Raw genomic sequence first — 16,706 nt, 5'->3', positions numbered from 1 at the left:
GCCGCAACCCCGAACCTCGCGTCCACGGTGGGACTGGCCCACGGTGTTGCGTGGTTGTCTATGAGCATCGGTGAGCAAAAGCCGATGCCCTTGACCTTTGCCGCGCCCGGAGTGCCCGGCGGCAACGGCCGGCACATGTAATCCTCATCCGATCGGCACCTTCTGCCGCGCTTCCACGAGTTCGCGCAGCACTGCCACCAGCGCCAGCGGCAGATCCTCGGCGATCAGTCCCGGTCCGAAGCGCCTGCCGGCTTCGGCGTGGATCCAGACCGCCGCGCAGGCAGACTCGAAAGCCTGCATGCCTTGCGCCAGCAGCGCGGCGACGATGCCGGACAGTACATCGCCCGAGCCCGCCGTCGCGAGCCAAGGCGCGCCGTTGGCATTGATCGCCGCCCGACCGTCCGGCGCGGCGATGACCGTGTCGGCGCCTTTGTACACGATAACAGCATTGGCACGCGCCGCTGCCGCACGCGCCTTGGCAAGTTTCGACAATTTCTTGTCGCCTAAAATATCCGGAAACAGCCTGCTGAACTCGCCCTCATGCGGCGTCATGATCAGCGCCGGCGCGTCCGGCCTGCCAGCCGCCTCGCTTAGAGTTGAGGCCGTGTTTCGAAAAGACGTAATCCCGTCGGCGTCGAGCACGAGCCCCTCAACGCCTGCGTCCTGGCGCTTCCTGGCGAGCACCCCGAGGGTAAAATCGCGCGCTTTGTCGCCGATGCCGAAGCCGGGTCCAAGGACAAAGGCCGATGGCCGGCGATCGCCGATAACCTCTTGCACATCCTCGACGGTGTCGGCCTTTCGCAACATGATCGAGGTCAAATGCGCGGCGTTGACCTGCATGGCGTTCGCGGGGGAAAGCACGGTGACCGCCCCTGCCCCGCTTCTGGCGGCCGCAAGCGCCGATAGCCGCGCTGCGCCCGTCGCGGACGGTCCGCCGGAAAAGACGCTCACATGGCCGCGTTTGTATTTATGCGTGTCGACGGCAGGTGTCGGAAAGTTCGAGAGCCAAAGCTCTGGTTCGTTCTCGAAGGTTCGCGCCGCGACCTGCTCGATGACCTCGTTACGGATGCCGATATCGGCAAGCATCACCTCGCCGCAGTGCTCGCGGCCGGGCAAGAGCAGGTGTCCGGGCTTCTTGCGTGCGAAGGTTACGGTGGCAGCGGCCCGAAATGCCGTACCGAGGATTTCGCCGCTCTCACCCGAAACGCCCGAAGGCAAGTCAACCGCAACGACCGACAGGCCGGCGGCAATCTCCACGGCGCGTGCGGCGTCGCCGGAGAGAGCCCTCGACAGCCCCGCGCCATAGAGAGCATCCACGACCAGCGAGCCAGGCTCTGCGATAAAAGCCTCGAGTGGGCGCCGCTCAAGCCGGCATCCAGCCAAGGCAATCGCCGCATCGCTGCCTGCGCGCGGTTCGCCCTCCGCCCAGACGGCGACGCTGACCCCGGCCTCGGCCAGCAGGCGCGCCACGACATAGCCGTCGCCGCCATTGTTGCCGGGGCCGCACAGCACATGCACGCGGCTTGCGGCGGGATAGCGTGCGAGAACCACCGCGGCGACCGCCTCGCCGGCGCGCTGCATCAGGCCATAGCCGTCGAGTGGACCGGCCGCGATCGCCAGCCGATCGGCCTCGGCCATCTCGGCCGGCGATAGGATTTCCAGATTGGCGCCGGCTGGCAGGCCCATGGTCAGTACTCCCGAAGTGTCAGATTACCCGCCCGCCGGTGCCTGCGTCAGGAGCTTGAGCGGATACGGTGCCGGCTCGATCTTCGAGGCATGGATCGCCGATTCCATCGCGATGGTGGGCCCAGTGCCGGATTGAGCACATCCATGGCTTCATCTGTCCGTCTTTCGAAGCATTCAGGGCCGGATATGCCCATACCGGCAACGACGGGTCAAATTCGCCTGGCAGCGGGATCGTGCACGCGGTTATGACAAGCGTCGCTGCCCGCAAAATACGCTATCTGCCTAATTCTCGTGCAGACGTCTCGAGCGGCAATGTGTAGGCTCCAGGCACCTGCGCCGCAACCGAAGCAGCGGATGACGTGAATGTGCATCCCGGCCCGGCGCGGCATTGTAATTGCGCAAGACCGCCCTCGTCGGCTGAAATTGGCACAGTTCGTGCTTGATGGAGGCGCAAGCGGGGCGCACAACCCGTCTTTTTTTGGCAGTGGAGGCCACTTTTTACATGAAAAAGATCGAAGCGATCATCAAGCCGTTCAAGCTAGACGAAGTGAAGGAAGCGCTTCAGGAGGCCGGACTGCAGGGCATCACCGTGACCGAAGCCAAAGGCTTCGGCCGCCAGAAAGGCCACACCGAGCTCTATCGCGGTGCGGAATATGTCGTCGATTTCCTGCCCAAGGTGAAGATCGAGGTCGTGCTCGGCGACGACGCGGTCGAAGGCGCCATCGAGGCTATCCGCAAGGCGGCGCAGACCGGCCGCATCGGCGACGGCAAGATCTTCGTCTCCAACATCGAGGAAGTCGTTCGTATCCGCACCGGCGAAACGGGTATGGACGCGGTCTGAGCTTTCTGATTTCAGATTATCGTCTCCTCGAAACGTCACCACACAGGGAAGAAATGACATGACGACAGCCAAAGACATCATGAAGCAGATCAAGGATAACGACGTGAAATTCGTCGACCTGCGCTTCACCGACCCGAAGGGCAAGCTGCAGCACGTGACGATGGATGTCGTCGAGGTCGAGGAGGACATGTTTGCCGATGGCGTCATGTTCGACGGCTCGTCGATCGCCGGCTGGAAGGCCATCAACGAGTCCGACATGGTGCTGATGCCCGATCCGGACACGGTCCACATGGACCCGTTCTTCGCCCAGTCGACCATGGTCATCCTGTGCGACATTCTCGATCCGGTTTCGGGCGAATCCTACAACCGCGATCCGCGCGGCACTGCCAAGAAGGCCGAGGCCTACATGAAGGCGGAAGGCATCGGCGACACCATCTATGTCGGCCCGGAAGCCGAGTTCTTCGTGTTCGACGACGTCAAGTACAAGGCTGATCCCTACAACACCGGCTTCAGGCTCGATTCGACCGAACTGCCGTCCAATGACGACACCGACTACGAGACCGGCAACCTTGGTCACCGCCCGCGCATCAAGGGCGGCTATTTCCCGGTGCCGCCGATCGACAGCGCGCAGGACATGCGCTCCGAGATGCTGACCGTGCTCGCCGAAATGGGCGTACGCGTCGAAAAGCATCACCACGAGGTCGCCGCCGCCCAGCACGAACTGGGCATCAAGTTCGACACGCTGGTCCGTAACGCCGACAAGATGCTGATCTACAAGTATGTCGTGCACCAGGTCGCCAACGCCTATGGCAAGACGGCTACTTTCATGCCGAAGCCGATCTTCGGCGACAACGGCTCGGGCATGCACGTCCACCAGTCGATCTGGAAGGGTGGCAAGCCGACCTTCGCCGGCAATGAGTATGCCGGCCTGTCGGAAAGCTGCCTGTTCTACATCGGCGGCATCATCAAGCACGCCAAGGCGATCAACGCCTTCACCAACCCGCTGACCAACTCCTACAAGCGCCTGGTGCCTGGCTACGAAGCGCCGGTGCTGCTCGCCTATTCGGCGCGCAATCGTTCGGCCTCCTGCCGCATTCCGTTCGGCTCGTCGCCGAAGGCCAAGCGCGTCGAGGTTCGCTTCCCTGATCCGGGCGCGAACCCTTACCTCGCCTTCGCCGCCATGCTGATGGCGGGCCTCGACGGCATCAAGAACAAGATCCACCCGGGACAGCCGATGGACAAGGATCTCTACGACCTGCCGCCGAAGGAGTTGAAGAAGATCCCGACCGTCTGCGGTTCGCTGCGTGAAGCCCTCCAGAGCCTCGACAAGGATCGCGGCTTCCTGAAGGCCGGCGGCGTCTTCGACGACGACCAGATCGATAGCTATATCGAGCTGAAGATGGCCGAGGTGATGCGCTTCGAAATGACCCCGCATCCGGTCGAGTACGACATGTACTACTCGGTCTAAGAACCGGCTCGGACAAAAAAGCCCTTGAAGGTTTCCGCCTTCAAGGGCTTTTTGCTGCCTGCAAGCTCTGCATCGACGAATTGGGCGAAGATCGAGTCACACAACGGCAGTCACTGGTTTGATTTTGCGCCGTATAGCCGGCCGGGCCGCCGATAGAAAGCTCATCGCTCCGAGCCGTCTCAGGCTCGTCGACATCGACGGTCGGATGTTGAGCACGATCAATCGCCAGGAGCGAGCGGCACACTGCCTCAGGCTGCAATGCCCGCTCGTCCGGCGCCCCCGCCAATGCCGTCGTTCAAGAAACCCCGCCCCGTTTGAACAGCATCGCTTTGGCGTAACCCCAAGGCCCGGAATACGCATGCCGCAGCGTGATCTGTCAACGCCGCCGGCCGAACGCATGCATCGCGAATTTCGATGCATGAACAGCGGGTTATATGACTGATCATTGGTGTACGGACGACCTGGAACAGGCCGTTTTCCGGGCTTTTTCAACGAAGTTTGAAGCGTTCAGCGCGCATCACGGCAACTGGCGCGGGCCAAAAGCGTCTCCGCCGGGCGAAGTTGGCCGGTCGTTTTCAACCTGACTTTTTTTGGGTGTATTCCACCCGACGCTGTTTCACCGGTTCGACGCGGCTTCAATGGCTTATGCGCACGCTCGCGGTCAGCGCGGCATCTCCGGATCGGGTTTCTCCGGCATGGGCGAGTACGACGGCCCCGGCCAGGCTGGCGGCGAGGTTGGCGCCAATCGCGCAATCGGCGCCGGTCGTCATGAAGAAGCCCTGGCGGTTTCCCTCCAGGGCTTTTGTTACCAAGATCTGGACGCGGCGAAGATATTGTGATCCGCGCCGCGCAAAACAATCAGGCAGCGGCCGAGACCTTCGCGTCGGTCGCAACCTCCGAGATGGTCTTCAGGATCTGCGAAGCGATCTGGTAGGGGTCGCCTTGCGAGTTCGGGCGGCGGTCTTCCAGATAACCCTTGTAGTCATTCTTGACGAAGGAGTGCGGCACGCGGATCGAAGCGCCACGGTCGGCAATACCGTAGCTGAACTTGTTCCACGGCGCGGTCTCGTGCTTGCCGGTCAGGCGCTTGTCGTTGTCCGGGCCGTAGACGGCGATGTGGTCCATCAGGTTCTTGTCGAACTGCGCCATCAATGATTCGAAATACGCCTTGCCGCCGACTTCGCGCATATAGGCGGTCGAGAAGTTGGCATGCATGCCCGAGCCGTTCCAATCGGTATCGCCGAGCGGCTTGCAGTGGAATTCGATGTCGATGCGGTATTTCTCGGTGAGGCGCAGAAGCAGATAGCGGGCGATCCACATCTGGTCGGCGGCCTTCTTGGAGCCCTTGCCAAATATCTGGAATTCCCACTGGCCCTTGGCCACTTCGGCGTTGATGCCTTCATGGTTGATCCCGGCGGCGAGGCAAAGGTCGAGATGATCTTCGACGATCTGGCGTGCGACATCGCCAACGTTCTTGTAGCCGACGCCGGTGTAGTACGGACCCTGCGGCGCGGGATAACCGCTCTCCGGAAAGCCGAGCGGGCGGCCGTCCTTGTAGAAGAAATACTCCTGCTCGAAGCCGAACCAGGCACCCTCGTCATCGAGGATGGTGGCGCGCTTGTTGGAGGCATGCGGTGTCACGCCATCCGGCATCATGACTTCGCACATGACCAACACGCCGTTGGTGCGGGTCGGATCCGGATACACCGCGACCGGCTTCAACACGCAGTCGGAGCTGTGGCCCTCGGCCTGCATCGTGGAGGAGCCATCGAAGCCCCACAGCGGCAGCTCTTCAGGCGTCGGGAATTCGGCGAATTCCTTGACCTGCGTCTTGCCGCGAAGGTTGGGGACCGGGGTGTATCCATCGAGCCAAATGTACTCGAGCTTATATTTCGTCATTCTAGCCTCTCGTTGCTTGTTCACCGAACACCAAACGGCGTCGACATGCATCCGCCGTCGGCAGCCGGCGCTGCCGATCCCTAAAACGCAATTCGTGTGCCACTCCGGCTTCGACGGGTGCGGCAAAATGGCAGCGATATCCCGTGGAATTTGCTGAGCCGCCTCATCACTGGGTCGAGATCGATCAGAAGTTCAAAATGCATCAATAACAGGCAATTACTGATCTTTTTGTAGGCATATTGCCTAAAGGAATCGCAGAGCCTATCTTTAGGGAAGCTGAATCGACAAGCTCCTGAAAAAGAAAGGAGACCGCTCATGGAAGTCGTCCCGTCCCGTCTGTCGGCAAAAATTCTGATGTTCCCTCTGGCAGCGCGCAAATCTGCCTCAAATTTAGGCGCGAAGGCGAAATTCGCGGCAGAGCTCGCATCGCTGCGTTACGCACACGCCGATTTTGACGGCTGGTATCATGAGGCGGCCGTCGAGGAAGAAAATCAGCACAAGGGCTGATCCGCTTCTTTCAGGTCTCGAATATGAAAAGCCCGGCGTGAGCGATCACTCCGGGCTTTTTGTTGGCCGATGATGTCTCGGCTACTCCTTGGCGTGGAGGTCGGTGCCAAGCGTATCCTTGACGAAGATCATGCCGATGACCAGCGTGATCGCCGCGATCACCACCGGGTACCAGAGGCCGTAGTAGATGTCGCCCTTGTACGCGCTAAGAGCGAACACCGTTGCCGGTAGCAGGCCGCCGAACCAGCCATTGCCGATGTGGTAGGGTAGCGACATGCCGGTATAGCGGATGCGGGTCGGGAACATCTCGACCAGGATCGCCGCGATCGGCCCGTAGACCATGGTCACAAACAGCACCAGGATGAACAGGATTCCGATTGTCATCGGCCAGTTCACGGCCGCCGGGTCGGCGAACATGGCGAAGGCGCCGCCGCCCGGTATGTTGTAGACGGTGACTTCGGGCGCCCCCGCTGCCTCTTCGGTGGTCAAGAGTTTGTCCTTGACCGCCTGGTCGGTCGGCACCGCTGTCTTCTCGCCGCCGCGTATCGATGCCGCGTCGAGCTTGAGTTCGGGATTGCTCGCGATGAAGGCGTCCAGTTTCTGATCCGCGACCTTGATGGCAGCGCGCTTCAGCGGATATCCGCTGTCCTGCAGCGACATGTTGACCGCTTTGACGAAAGCAGCGTCCTTGGCCTTGGCCTGATCACCAGCGGCTACCGCATCGTAGGACGACACGGTCTCGTTGCCGATCTTCACCGACGCAGCCGTTCCGGTCGCGGCGGTCGAGACGACATCATACGGAACCGAGTTCTTGGTCAGGAATGAAGTCGCAATGTCACAGGACGTCGTAAACTTCGCCGTTCCAACTGGATTGAACTGGAACTTGCAGTCGCCGGGAGCTGCCGTCACCGTTGCCCGCGTACTCTGCTGCGCCTTGGCGAGTGCCGGATTGGCAGCCCAGGTCAGCGCCTTGAACAGCGGGAAGGTGCAGACGATGGCGAGCGCGAGGCCGGCCATGATGATCGGCTTGCGGCCGATCTTGTCGGAGAGCCACCCGAAAACAACGAAGAAGAGCGAGCCGAGCGCCAGCGCGATGGCGATCATTATGTTGACCGACTGTGCATCGACCTTCAGCACGTTCTGCAGGAAGAACAATGCGTAGAACTGGCCGTTGTACCAGACGACGGCTTGACCGGCGGTGAGGCCGAGCAACGCCAGCAGCGCGATCTTGGCGTTCTTCCACTGACCGAAGGCTTCCGATAGCGGCGCCTTGGAGCCTTTTCCTTCCTCCTTCATCTTCTGGAAGGTCGGTGATTCCGAGAGCGACAACCGGATCCAGACCGAAACGGCGAGCAGCAGGAAGGAGACGATGAAAGGAATGCGCCAACCCCAGGCGGCGTAGGTTTCCTTGCTCAGCGAGCCCTGGACGATCAGGATGACGATGAGCGACAGGAACAGGCCGAGCGTCGCCGTCGTCTGGATCCATGACGTGTAGAACCCGCGACGGTCGTCCGGCGCGTGCTCGGCAACATAGGTCGCCGCGCCGCCATATTCGCCGCCGAGCGCCAGGCCCTGCAGCATACGCAGCACGATCAGAATGATGGGAGCCGCGATGCCCAAAGTCGCGTAACCGGGCAACAGGCCAACCAGGAAGGTGGACAGGCCCATGATCGTCATGGTGACGAGGAAGGTGTATTTGCGTCCGACGAGGTCGCCGATGCGGCCGAACAGCAGTGCGCCGAACGGTCGAACGAGAAAGCCGGCGGCAAATGCCAGCAAGGCGAATATGTTGCGCGTCGCTTCGGGAATGGTCGGGCTGAAGAAAGTCGAACCAATGAAGGCCGCCAGCGAGCCGTAGAGATAAAAATCGTACCATTCGAAAACGGTGCCCAGCGAGGAAGCGAAGATGACTTTCTTCTCTTCCCGCGTCATGCCGCGGCTGGTTCCGCCGGCGGTCGATGCAAGTGCCATTGAGTTGTCCTCCCGTGAGACCCTGTCCTCGATGTAGGCGCCAAAATCCGCGCTCTCCTCCGAACGCGGACTCGGAAATGCCGAGCCATCCCGCAAAAAATGACAGAAAGCGCGCGCCGGCGGCAGAGCGACGATGGGATTATGACTTTGGTATTAGGTGCGGTGCGGTAGGGACCGATCGGTCAGGCCTTGAGGGCTTCGAGAAGGCTGACGGCCGCCGCCATATCGCGCTTGCGGGCGGCACGGCGCGCGACCGCTTCGGCGTCCTGTCCCCAGTGCTCGATCTGCCAGTCCTCGTCGACATGGCCGGCGGCCCAGGCTGCCTCCGCGTCGAGTTCGCCGATATCGACGGCCAGCGCCAACAGCGCCGAACCGGTCAGCGAGGTCATGAGATGGATGGCAGCCAACCGCAGCGGCTCGGCGCGCTGAGCAAGATGGCTGCCCAGCACGGCGATCGTCTCACGCGGCTGCTCGACGTGGATGATCCCCTCGGCCAGGTTGAAGCGCGCTCCTAATGCGGTACGCGCCCAATCGATAACCGGATCCCAGTGCTCGTTCTGCCGCTCGACCAACCCTTGCGGCGCGTCGGCGCGATAGCAGAGCAAATCGGACGAGGCAAAACGCAGTATGTCTTCGAGCACCGCCTGCGGATCACTGGTGACGCCGTCGATGGCGGTATTGACAAGGCGCATCACCGGCATCGCCACCGGATTGATGGTCTCGCCCTGCCCGGCGAATTCGTCGGCGACCAGCACTGCCGCTGCTTCGGTCGGCAGCGCCAACAGTGCCTTGCCCGGCGTGCGGACCGGCTTGCCGTCCAGATGCACGGCAAAACCGCCCTCAACCGGTGCTACCGAGACGGTCTTGTAGAAGCGCTTGGGCAGCGGTGTCTTCATCTGGATCTGGGCGCGACGCACCGGATCCGGATCCGAGAGATATTTGCCCGCTTCGAGGTCGTTGAGGATGTCACGCATGAAAGGTCTCTCTCACACCGGGGTCAGCTTGCGGGCCGGCCGGTTGACGACGATCAGGCCCGCGGCAATCAGGCCAAGTGCCAGGAAAATGCGGATGGTCAGCGGCTCATTCAAGATGATCGCCCCGCACAAGACACCGAAAACAGGCGACAGGAAGGTGAAGCTGGACAGGCCGGAGGCCGGATAGCGGCGCAGCAGCCAGAACCACAGGACATAGGTGAAGGCGACGATGTAGATCGCCTGGAAAAGCAGCGCCAATGTCGGCAACAGCGAGGGATCGCGCACAGGCGGGCCGGCGAGAGGCAGCACCAATATGCCGACGACGGCCGCGCCGGCGAGTTGATAGAGCAGCAGCTTCTCGGCGCTCGCTTCAACCAGTTTCGACCGTTTGATGAGGATGTTGGTCAAGGCCCAGAAAAATCCGGAACCCAGGCTCAGCAGGTCGCCGAAAAGCATGTCCCCACCGCCGCCAAGCTTGTCGGAAAAGACAGCGGCGAGACCGGCGAAAGCCAGCAGCAGGCCGAGTGACTTGCGCATGGTGATCTGTTCGCCCAACAGGAGGTGGCCGCCAACCAGCATCCAGAACGGCATTGTGTTGACCAGCAGCGTGTTGCGGGCAACGGTCGTATGCTCCAGGCCTACATAGAGACAAAGGAACTCGATGCCGAAAAGCGCGCCGACAGTAATGCCCGCAAGCAACGTGCCATCCTTGGCAAACAGCGCGATGCCGCGCCAGCGGCACCACAGGAAGACGCAGAAGCCGCCAATGACCGAGCGCGGGATCGACAGGAAGACGGGGTCGTAGCCCGCGTAGGAGATCTTGGCGGCGACGTAGTTCATGCCCCAGGAAAAAGTCAGGCCGACCATGATGGCGGCGGCGGCCATGTCGACAGTGTCGCGCCGATCGAGCGCGTCGGTGGCGCCGCTCAAGATCAGTCCTCCGCGCTGGCGTCGTCGAAGCCGATGAGGTTCCAGCTCTGGCGCATATGCGGCGGCATCGGCGCGGTGACGTCAATGACGCCCTTGTCGGGATGCGGAATGATGATGCGGCGGGCATGCAGATGCAGGCGGTTCTGGATGCCGCCGGGAAAATCCCAGTTGGTGTCGGCCTCGAAATATTTCGGGTCGCCGATGATCGGGCAGCCAATATAGGCGGCATGGACGCGAAGCTGGTGGGTGCGGCCCGTATAGGGCTCCATTTCCAGCCAGGTCATGGTCTGCGCCGCCTGCTCGATGATGCGATAGTAGGACACGGCGTGGTCGGCGCCTTTTTCGCCATGCGCGGCCACCCGCACGCGGTCGCCGTCCTCGGTCGGCTCCTTGATCAGCCAGGTCGAGATCTTGTCCTCGCGCTTGGGCGGCACGCCCTTGACCAAGGCCCAGTAGGTCTTTTTCGTTTCGCGGGCGCGGAACGCTTCGGACAGCTTCATGGCGGCCAGCCTCGTGCGGGCGACGACCAGCACGCCCGACGTGTCGCGATCGAGCCGGTGAACCAGCCGTGGCTTCTCGCCCTTCTGGCTGCGCCAGGCTTCCAGCATGTCGTCGACATTGCGGGTGACGCCCGAACCGCCCTGCACTGCAAGGCCTGCCGGTTTGTTGAAGACGAAAACCTTCGGATCCTCATGGATCAGCATTTTCGCCAGGACATCGGCATCGCCCTGGTTGCGGATCGAATGGCCGGTCAGCGCACTTTCGCCCTTCTTGTCGACCTCGAGCGGCGGAACGCGGACCACCTGGCCAGGCTCGACACGGCTGTCGGCCTTGACGCGGCCGCCATCGACACGGATCTGGCCCGAGCGCAGCAGCTTCTGCAGATGGCCGAAGCCAAGGCCTGGGAAATGGGTTTTGAACCAGCGATCGAGCCGCATGCCCGCCTCGCCGGCCTCCACCGTGATCTGTTCGACGCCTGCCATTTTTTCTTCGCTTATCCGTTTCCAAAGCAGGGCTCGACCTGCGCTTGGCGCGGCAATAGCACTAAGGCAGGCTTCTTGCGAGCCAAAGACCAAAAAACAGGGAGATGATGGCGCCAATGACGCTGGCCAGCGCATATCCGAACGCCGGGAGCGTGGCTCCGCGCTCCCACAGTGTCGCGAAATCGAGCGAAAAAGCAGAAAAAGTGGTGAAGCCGCCAAAGACGCCGGTGGCGACGAAGAGCCTAAGCTCGTTCGATCCGCCGCGCCGCGCCAAGATTGCGATGAACAGGCCCATGGCGAAAGAGCCGACGATGTTGATGGCCATCGTGCCCCACGGAAAATTCGGACCGATGAGCCGCAACGTGCCCATATTGGCCAGGTGGCGGATGCCGGCGCCAATGCCGCCGCCCAGAACAACGAGAAGGAGATTGAGCATGGCGGTTTTCTGCCCTCGCTGGGCGGTCCGGTCAATCCCCTGCGCGTATGGGCGCTGGCGCCGCACAAACAGTTGAACGCGTCAGGAACCGCCTCTCGCGTCCATTGTCGAGCGAGAACATGCCGCCCCTGCCCGGCACCACATCGATGATCAGATCGGTGTGCTTCCACACCTCATGCTGCGAAGCGCTGATGTAGACCGGGGTCTCGCCGATTTCGCCGAGCATGACATCTTTGTCGCCGACGATGAAATCGCTCCGGGGATAGCACATCGGCGAGGATCCATCGCAGCAACCGCCCGACTGGTGGAACAGCACCGGGCCATGATCGGCGATGATTTCAGCCAGAAATGCCCGGGCTGCAGGCGTGGCCGAGACTTTTCCAAGGGAAATCTTGTCGAGCATGCCATCCTCCATCACGAAGCGTGCTCCTTCACGAATGGAACGAGGCGGGGCGATGAAAGCCGCGCCTCGTGTGAAGATCGCGCATGGTCCTTTCGACAGGATCATGCGCGGGCTGGGAGGTGATCAGAAGAAACCGAGCTTCTTTGGGCTGTAGCTGACGAGCATGTTCTTGGTCTGCTGATAATGGTCGAGCATCATCTTGTGGTTTTCACGACCGATGCCCGACTGCTTGTAGCCGCCAAACGCCGCATGCGCGGGATAGGCATGGTAGCAATTCGTCCAGACGCGGCCAGCCTGGATGGCGCGGCCGAAACGGTAGCAGCGGTTAGCGTCGCGGCTCCAGATGCCGGCGCCAAGGCCGTAGAGCGTGTCGTTGGCGATCGACAGTGCCTCATCGTCATCCTTGAAGGTCGTCACCGAAACCACCGGTCCGAAGATCTCCTCCTGGAAGACCCGCATCTTGTTGTGCCCCTTGAACACGGTCGGCTTGACGTAATAGCCGCCGGCCAAATCGCCCGGCAGGTGGTTCTGCTCGCCCCCGGTCAACACTTCGGCGCCTTCCTGGCGGCCGATCTCGAAGTAGCTCAGGATCTTCTCCAGCTGTTCGCTCGACGCCTGCGCACCGATCATCGTTGCCGGGTCAAGCGGATCGCCCTGGACGATCGCCTCAACGCGCTTAAGCGCACGCTCCATGAACTTGTCGTAGATCTTCTCATGCACCAGCGCCCGGCTCGGGCAGGTGCAGACCTCGCCCTGGTTGAGCGCAAACATGACAAAACCTTCGATCGCCTTGTCGAAGAAGTCGTCGTCCTCAGCGGTAACGTCCTGGAAGAAGATGTTGGGCGACTTGCCGCCGAGTTCCAATGTCACCGGGATGAGGTTCTGGCTGGCATATTGCGAGATCAGGCGGCCGGTCGTGGTCTCGCCGGTGAACGCGATCTTGGCGATGCGGTTCGAGGAGGCAAGCGGCTTGCCCGCCTCGAGGCCAAAGCCGTTGACGATGTTGAGCACGCCATCCGGCAACAGGTCGCCAACCAGATCGGCCCATAGCATGATGGTGGAGGGCGTCTGTTCGGCCGGCTTCAGGACGACGCAATTGCCGGCGGCAAGCGCCGGCGCCAGCTTCCACACCGCCATCAGCAAGGGGAAGTTCCAGGGAATGATCTGGCCGACGACGCCAAGCGGCTCATGAAAATGATAGGCGACAGTGTCGTGATCGATTTCGGAGATGCCGCCTTCCTGGCTGCGTACGGCACCGGCGAAATAACGGAAATGGTCGATGGCGAGCGGTAGGTCGGCGGCGGTCGTCTCGCGGATCGGCTTGCCATTGTCCCAGGTCTCGGCGAGCGCCAGAAGATCGAGATTGTCTTCCATGCGGTCGGCGATGCGGTTGAGGATCAGCGCACGGGCGGCGGCACTCGTCCTGCCCCAGGCATCCTTAGCCTTGTGCGCGGCATCGAGCGCTGCCTCGATGTCGTTTGCGTCCGAACGGGCGATTTCGCCAAGCGGCTTCCCGTTGACCGGCGAGATGTTGTCGAAATACCTTCCTGAATGCGGCGCCACCCATTTGCCGCCGATATAGTTGTCGTAACGCTTGGCAAAGGGCACCTTGGCCGTGCGTGAAAATTCCACCTTGTTCATTTGTCTTCCTCCCAGGAAACAGCGGCACGGGATGTACCGCGCTGTCAGGGAGAGTGAGGATGCCGTCGGGCTTTGTCAGCCCGGGCAGGACGTCTGCACCAGGCCGACTGTCGCAAGATTGCGACAGTTTCAGCGCCGAAACCTCAATGTGGCCGGCGGATGCCGAAGCGGGCGAGCTTGCGATGCAGAGTGGCCCGAGAAATGCCGAGATTTTGCGCGGCGGCGGAGACGTTGCCATCGGCGCGCGCGATCGCCCGCTGGATTACTCCGCGCTCCGCCTCTTCAAGTTCCTCGGCGGCCTTGGCAACGTCGCCGAGGATGTCTGCGGCGGGCAGCCCCCTGGCCAACGCCTGTTGCGTGATGCCGAGGGTCTGCCGCGCCGAGCGTGTCGCGCCGACGACCAGATCATCGCAGTTGACCGCGATCAGCGCACCGGCGCTGCGCTCGGCCGCCGAGGCAAGCAGAATGCGGGCATCGGGAAAACACAGGCGAAAATTCTCGGCCTCGATGCGGCGCGCGGCATCACCGACCGCCATGGCGATCAGGCCGACAAAGCCTTCGGTCAGATCCGACCGGCACGACGAGACATCGAGCGCGGCAGCCAGATTGCCTTCGTGGTCGTAAATCGGCGCCGTCGTGCAACTGAGCAGCGTGTTGCTCGCAAAGAAGTGCTCATCACGGTGAATAGTCAGCGCACGCTGGTCGGCGAGACATGTGCCGATGCCGTTGGTGCCCTCGGAGTCCTCGCTCCATACAGTGCCTGTCCACAACCCCCACTCATCGAACGTGTCGTTATCGGCGACGGCGCCACGACGTTCGACGGGAATGCCGTCGCGGTCGGCCAGCAGGACGCAGCAGCCAACGCCGCCTACAGCCAGGTATAGACGATCGAGGCTCGCATCCGCGGCGCGAAGCAGAGGCTCGATGCGGCGCCGGGCCTCGCTCAACTCGCCTTCGGTGAGGCGTCGAGGCGCCTTGCGTTCGGCCGGATCGAGACCGTGCACGGTCATTGAGCGCCGCCAGGATGCGACCAGCGCCGAGCGCGCCGCATCGCTGCTGGCGATGGAGGCCTGGACGAAATCCGCATGATGACCGGTCGGCTGCCGCCCGCTCACCTCATCCTCCCAAGGCGATTGTCACGTCCAACGCAGCGTTATATCCGTTCCGATATATCCACTGTATCAGATGTATAGGAGTGAAGCTCTGTGGCGCTATAGGACGATGGTGCAAGGCCGGCTAAGGGATGGCAAGATCGGCGATACGGCCTGGCTCAGTCAACACGCTCGTCACTGCGCAGGCACTGTCCAGGCCGGATATCGCTTCCTGAACTCGCCGTAGAGAGAATCAATTTCCGGTGCGCTGACCGGGCGTACCTGCTCATAGAGGTAACCGTTGACCCCGCCGGACAATCGGTATGATGCGAGTTGCTTGTAAGCGGCGCCCAGGCCCGTTCCGTCAAAAATATGTTGGTTCGGAAGCGTGACACAGGTCTGCGCGCCGGGTTGCAGGTGCGTAACGGGCTGGTCGGTTACGATCACATATCTGGATTTCAGTGCGTCCGGCCGGAACTGATCGCGACTATCCACCTGGCAAATCCATCCGACATGCGGAAGCAGACGCCGATCCATGCCAAATAACAACGCATCGCTCATGACAGGGCCAGAAGCAAACACCGAAAAATGGTCGTCCGGCCCCATCCTGCTGACGAGGTCATCAATCAGGCGCCTGTATTCGGGGAGATTGTCGAGGTGAAGGGGAAGCGTGGCTTCGCTGGGAAAAACGAACCCGATCGGAGACAGCAACTGTCGACCGGTTGGAAAAAACGCGCCGAGAAAGGCAAAGCCGGCGACAGTGGCTACGACGGCGGTCGACCATCGCGATCTCAGCGCCAGCGCCGAAACAATCGAAACGATTGCCTGTGTGTATGCGGGAAGGAGCCAAAGAAATATCGGCAGCGAGTGATGACGTTCCGGATCCTGCGTGCGGGTGAAAAGAAGAAAGGTGAGGACCGAAGCAATGGCACAGAACAGGGAAAACCTGTTGCCGCGCACCACCGAGATATAAAGCCCCACAATGATCAACGCCCAATTGACATAGCTGAGGCGGGAGCCCACTCCGGCAAGCTGGGTAACGATGGTCGTTCTGTAGCCGCTATAAAGATCGGCGTAGCTGGTTCCAAGAATTCTGGCGATCAGCGGCAATTGGAAGTGCAACCCGGTCGCGGCAACAACGAAAATCACACACGCGCAACCCAACGCCGCTTTCCGGAAGGCGGGGAAATCTCGGTCTCTAGCGATCTGCTGCAAGCAAAAAATTGCTGCCGAGACAGTGATCCCGATGGCGGCATAGGCGTACCAGCGACGCAGCATGAACGCCAACCACAGGCATGCGCCGACCGATATTCCGCTGATCACTGGCTCACGGGTCAGGAATCTGGACTTCCACAGAAAATAGGTCGCCGCGGTGAGAGCGATGCATCCGGCAATGTCGGGCAACCCGCGCAGCGTCGGCGCCCAGAACGGCGTGTAGAGAAAGACCGCGATCCAGACCGCGAGCCAGCTTCGGGAAGGTGTCTCGGAGACCGCTTCCAGATAACTTATCCTGCCCATGAACAGGACCGCCGGAGCTAGATAGACCGTGACAATTCCGGCAACGAAGGCGAGTCTTGAATCGCCAAACATGAAGTGAAACGGCATCAGAGGCACAAGGATCGCCACGCCGTAATCTTCCGTCGCGATCGAGGTACCCAGTTGGCTCAGCCATTTCGAGGGGCTATCGGCCAGCAGCGCTCCCTGCTGTTTGAACATATTGAAATAGGCTGCGAAATCCCAATAATAGACGGGTTCTTCGAGATTTATGTACGCCGCGCTCAGGGCAACGCCGAGCAACGCGATGCATATGTAAGCAGTGCAGAATCCGAGTATTTTCTTCTCAGTCACTTGAAGCCGCCAAGAAAGCAAGAGACGG

General features: G+C 61.5%; 15 protein-coding genes. 4 read left to right on the top strand and 11 right to left on the bottom strand.

All coding sequences use genetic code 11. From position 1 onward, the window contains the following. Positions 1-144: 144 nt before the first annotated feature. Positions 145-1,686, bottom strand: coding sequence for a bifunctional ADP-dependent NAD(P)H-hydrate dehydratase/NAD(P)H-hydrate epimerase (locus tag A3AU_RS0104965; RefSeq protein ID WP_032916803.1), 1,542 nt, complete (start codon positions 1,684-1,686; stop codon positions 145-147). Between the two features lie 502 nt (positions 1,687-2,188). Here A3AU_RS0104965 and A3AU_RS0104955 point away from each other — a divergent pair. The 3 genes from A3AU_RS0104955 (at position 2,189) to A3AU_RS0104940 (ending at position 4,834) form a co-directional block, all read left to right on the top strand. Further along, a complete protein-coding gene (locus A3AU_RS0104955) occupies positions 2,189-2,527 on the top strand; it encodes a P-II family nitrogen regulator (protein WP_006205430.1) in 339 nt (112 codons plus the stop codon). A 58-nt stretch (positions 2,528-2,585) separates the two neighbouring features. Further along, positions 2,586-3,995 carry a type I glutamate--ammonia ligase gene (gene glnA / locus A3AU_RS0104950; RefSeq protein ID WP_027051798.1) on the top strand — a complete coding sequence of 470 codons (1,410 nt, stop codon included), beginning with the start codon at positions 2,586-2,588 and terminating at the stop codon, positions 3,993-3,995. A gap of 638 nt (positions 3,996-4,633) precedes the next feature. Further along, positions 4,634-4,834, top strand: coding sequence for a hypothetical protein (locus tag A3AU_RS0104940; RefSeq protein ID WP_027051797.1), 201 nt, complete (start codon positions 4,634-4,636; stop codon positions 4,832-4,834). 19 nt (positions 4,835-4,853) lie between these two features. Here the strand turns inward: A3AU_RS0104940 and A3AU_RS0104935 are convergent, their stop codons facing one another. Beyond that, a complete protein-coding gene (locus A3AU_RS0104935) occupies positions 4,854-5,894 on the bottom strand; it encodes a glutamine synthetase beta-grasp domain-containing protein (RefSeq protein ID WP_027051796.1) in 1,041 nt (346 codons plus the stop codon). A gap of 315 nt (positions 5,895-6,209) precedes the next feature. On the opposite strand from A3AU_RS0104935, the gene A3AU_RS0104930 reads away from it, so the two are divergent. Beyond that, entirely contained in the window at positions 6,210-6,401 is a 192-nt protein-coding gene (locus A3AU_RS0104930; RefSeq protein ID WP_027051795.1) for a DUF2735 domain-containing protein, read from the top strand. A gap of 81 nt (positions 6,402-6,482) precedes the next feature. Here the strand turns inward: A3AU_RS0104930 and A3AU_RS0104925 are convergent, their stop codons facing one another. From A3AU_RS0104925 to A3AU_RS0104885, 9 genes are all read right to left on the bottom strand, one after another. Then, positions 6,483-8,372, bottom strand: a complete 1,890-nt coding sequence (locus A3AU_RS0104925) for an MFS transporter (protein WP_027051794.1) — start codon at positions 8,370-8,372, stop codon at positions 6,483-6,485. Between the two features lie 182 nt (positions 8,373-8,554). Continuing rightward, positions 8,555-9,346: an ATP12 family chaperone protein gene (locus A3AU_RS0104920; RefSeq protein WP_027051793.1), complete on the bottom strand. Its 792-nt coding sequence runs from the start codon at positions 9,344-9,346 to the stop codon at positions 8,555-8,557. 12 nt (positions 9,347-9,358) lie between these two features. Continuing rightward, positions 9,359-10,231 (bottom strand): DMT family transporter, encoded by an 873-nt coding sequence (locus tag A3AU_RS0104915; protein WP_051355280.1) that lies wholly within the window; start codon positions 10,229-10,231, stop codon positions 9,359-9,361. Positions 10,232-10,278: 47 nt separating this feature from the next. Further along, positions 10,279-11,259: an RluA family pseudouridine synthase gene (locus A3AU_RS0104910; RefSeq protein ID WP_027051791.1), complete on the bottom strand. Its 981-nt coding sequence runs from the start codon at positions 11,257-11,259 to the stop codon at positions 10,279-10,281. Positions 11,260-11,320: 61 nt separating this feature from the next. Beyond that, positions 11,321-11,695, bottom strand: coding sequence for a fluoride efflux transporter CrcB (gene crcB, locus A3AU_RS0104905; RefSeq protein ID WP_027051790.1), 375 nt, complete (start codon positions 11,693-11,695; stop codon positions 11,321-11,323). 31 nt (positions 11,696-11,726) lie between these two features. Beyond that, positions 11,727-12,098: a DUF779 domain-containing protein gene (locus A3AU_RS0104900; protein ID WP_032916852.1), complete on the bottom strand. Its 372-nt coding sequence runs from the start codon at positions 12,096-12,098 to the stop codon at positions 11,727-11,729. A 123-nt stretch (positions 12,099-12,221) separates the two neighbouring features. Further along, positions 12,222-13,739 carry an aldehyde dehydrogenase gene (gene adh / locus A3AU_RS0104895; protein WP_027051788.1) on the bottom strand — a complete coding sequence of 506 codons (1,518 nt, stop codon included), beginning with the start codon at positions 13,737-13,739 and terminating at the stop codon, positions 12,222-12,224. A gap of 143 nt (positions 13,740-13,882) precedes the next feature. Beyond that, the gene (locus A3AU_RS0104890; protein WP_027051787.1) at positions 13,883-14,854 is read right to left on the bottom strand and encodes a helix-turn-helix domain-containing protein; all 972 of its coding nucleotides are present in this window, start codon (positions 14,852-14,854) and stop codon (positions 13,883-13,885) included. 171 nt (positions 14,855-15,025) lie between these two features. Continuing rightward, complete coding sequence (locus A3AU_RS0104885; protein ID WP_027051786.1) at positions 15,026-16,678, bottom strand: hypothetical protein; 1,653 nt, start codon at positions 16,676-16,678, stop codon at positions 15,026-15,028. Between the last annotated feature and the right edge of the window lie 28 nt (positions 16,679-16,706).

Source organism: Mesorhizobium erdmanii USDA 3471 (assembly GCF_000472705.1).
GTDB classification, from domain to species: Bacteria; Pseudomonadota; Alphaproteobacteria; order Rhizobiales; family Rhizobiaceae; genus Mesorhizobium; species Mesorhizobium erdmanii.
This window is presented reverse-complemented; position numbering and strand designations above follow the sequence as displayed.

Bases quoted from the DNA above. Each gene is read 5' to 3' on its own strand.
- crcB (WP_027051790.1), bottom strand. From the start codon at position 11,695: ATGCTCAATCTCCTTCTCGTTGTTCTGGGCGGCGGCATTGGCGCCGGC.
- A3AU_RS0104900 (WP_032916852.1), bottom strand. From the start codon at position 12,098: ATGCTCGACAAGATTTCCCTTGGAAAAGTCTCGGCCACGCCTGCAGCC.
- A3AU_RS0104935 (WP_027051796.1), bottom strand. From the start codon at position 5,894: ATGACGAAATATAAGCTCGAGTACATTTGGCTCGATGGATACACCCCG.
- A3AU_RS0104925 (WP_027051794.1), bottom strand. From the start codon at position 8,372: ATGGCACTTGCATCGACCGCCGGCGGAACCAGCCGCGGCATGACGCGG.
- A3AU_RS0104955 (WP_006205430.1), top strand. From the start codon at position 2,189: ATGAAAAAGATCGAAGCGATCATCAAGCCGTTCAAGCTAGACGAAGTG.
- A3AU_RS0104910 (WP_027051791.1), bottom strand. From the start codon at position 11,259: ATGGCAGGCGTCGAACAGATCACGGTGGAGGCCGGCGAGGCGGGCATG.
- A3AU_RS0104915 (WP_051355280.1), bottom strand. From the start codon at position 10,231: ATGGCCGCCGCCGCCATCATGGTCGGCCTGACTTTTTCCTGGGGCATG.
- glnA (WP_027051798.1), top strand. From the start codon at position 2,586: ATGACGACAGCCAAAGACATCATGAAGCAGATCAAGGATAACGACGTG.
- adh (WP_027051788.1), bottom strand. From the start codon at position 13,739: ATGAACAAGGTGGAATTTTCACGCACGGCCAAGGTGCCCTTTGCCAAG.
- A3AU_RS0104965 (WP_032916803.1), bottom strand. From the start codon at position 1,686: ATGGGCCTGCCAGCCGGCGCCAATCTGGAAATCCTATCGCCGGCCGAG.
- A3AU_RS0104930 (WP_027051795.1), top strand. From the start codon at position 6,210: ATGGAAGTCGTCCCGTCCCGTCTGTCGGCAAAAATTCTGATGTTCCCT.
- A3AU_RS0104920 (WP_027051793.1), bottom strand. From the start codon at position 9,346: ATGCGTGACATCCTCAACGACCTCGAAGCGGGCAAATATCTCTCGGAT.
- A3AU_RS0104940 (WP_027051797.1), top strand. From the start codon at position 4,634: ATGGCTTATGCGCACGCTCGCGGTCAGCGCGGCATCTCCGGATCGGGT.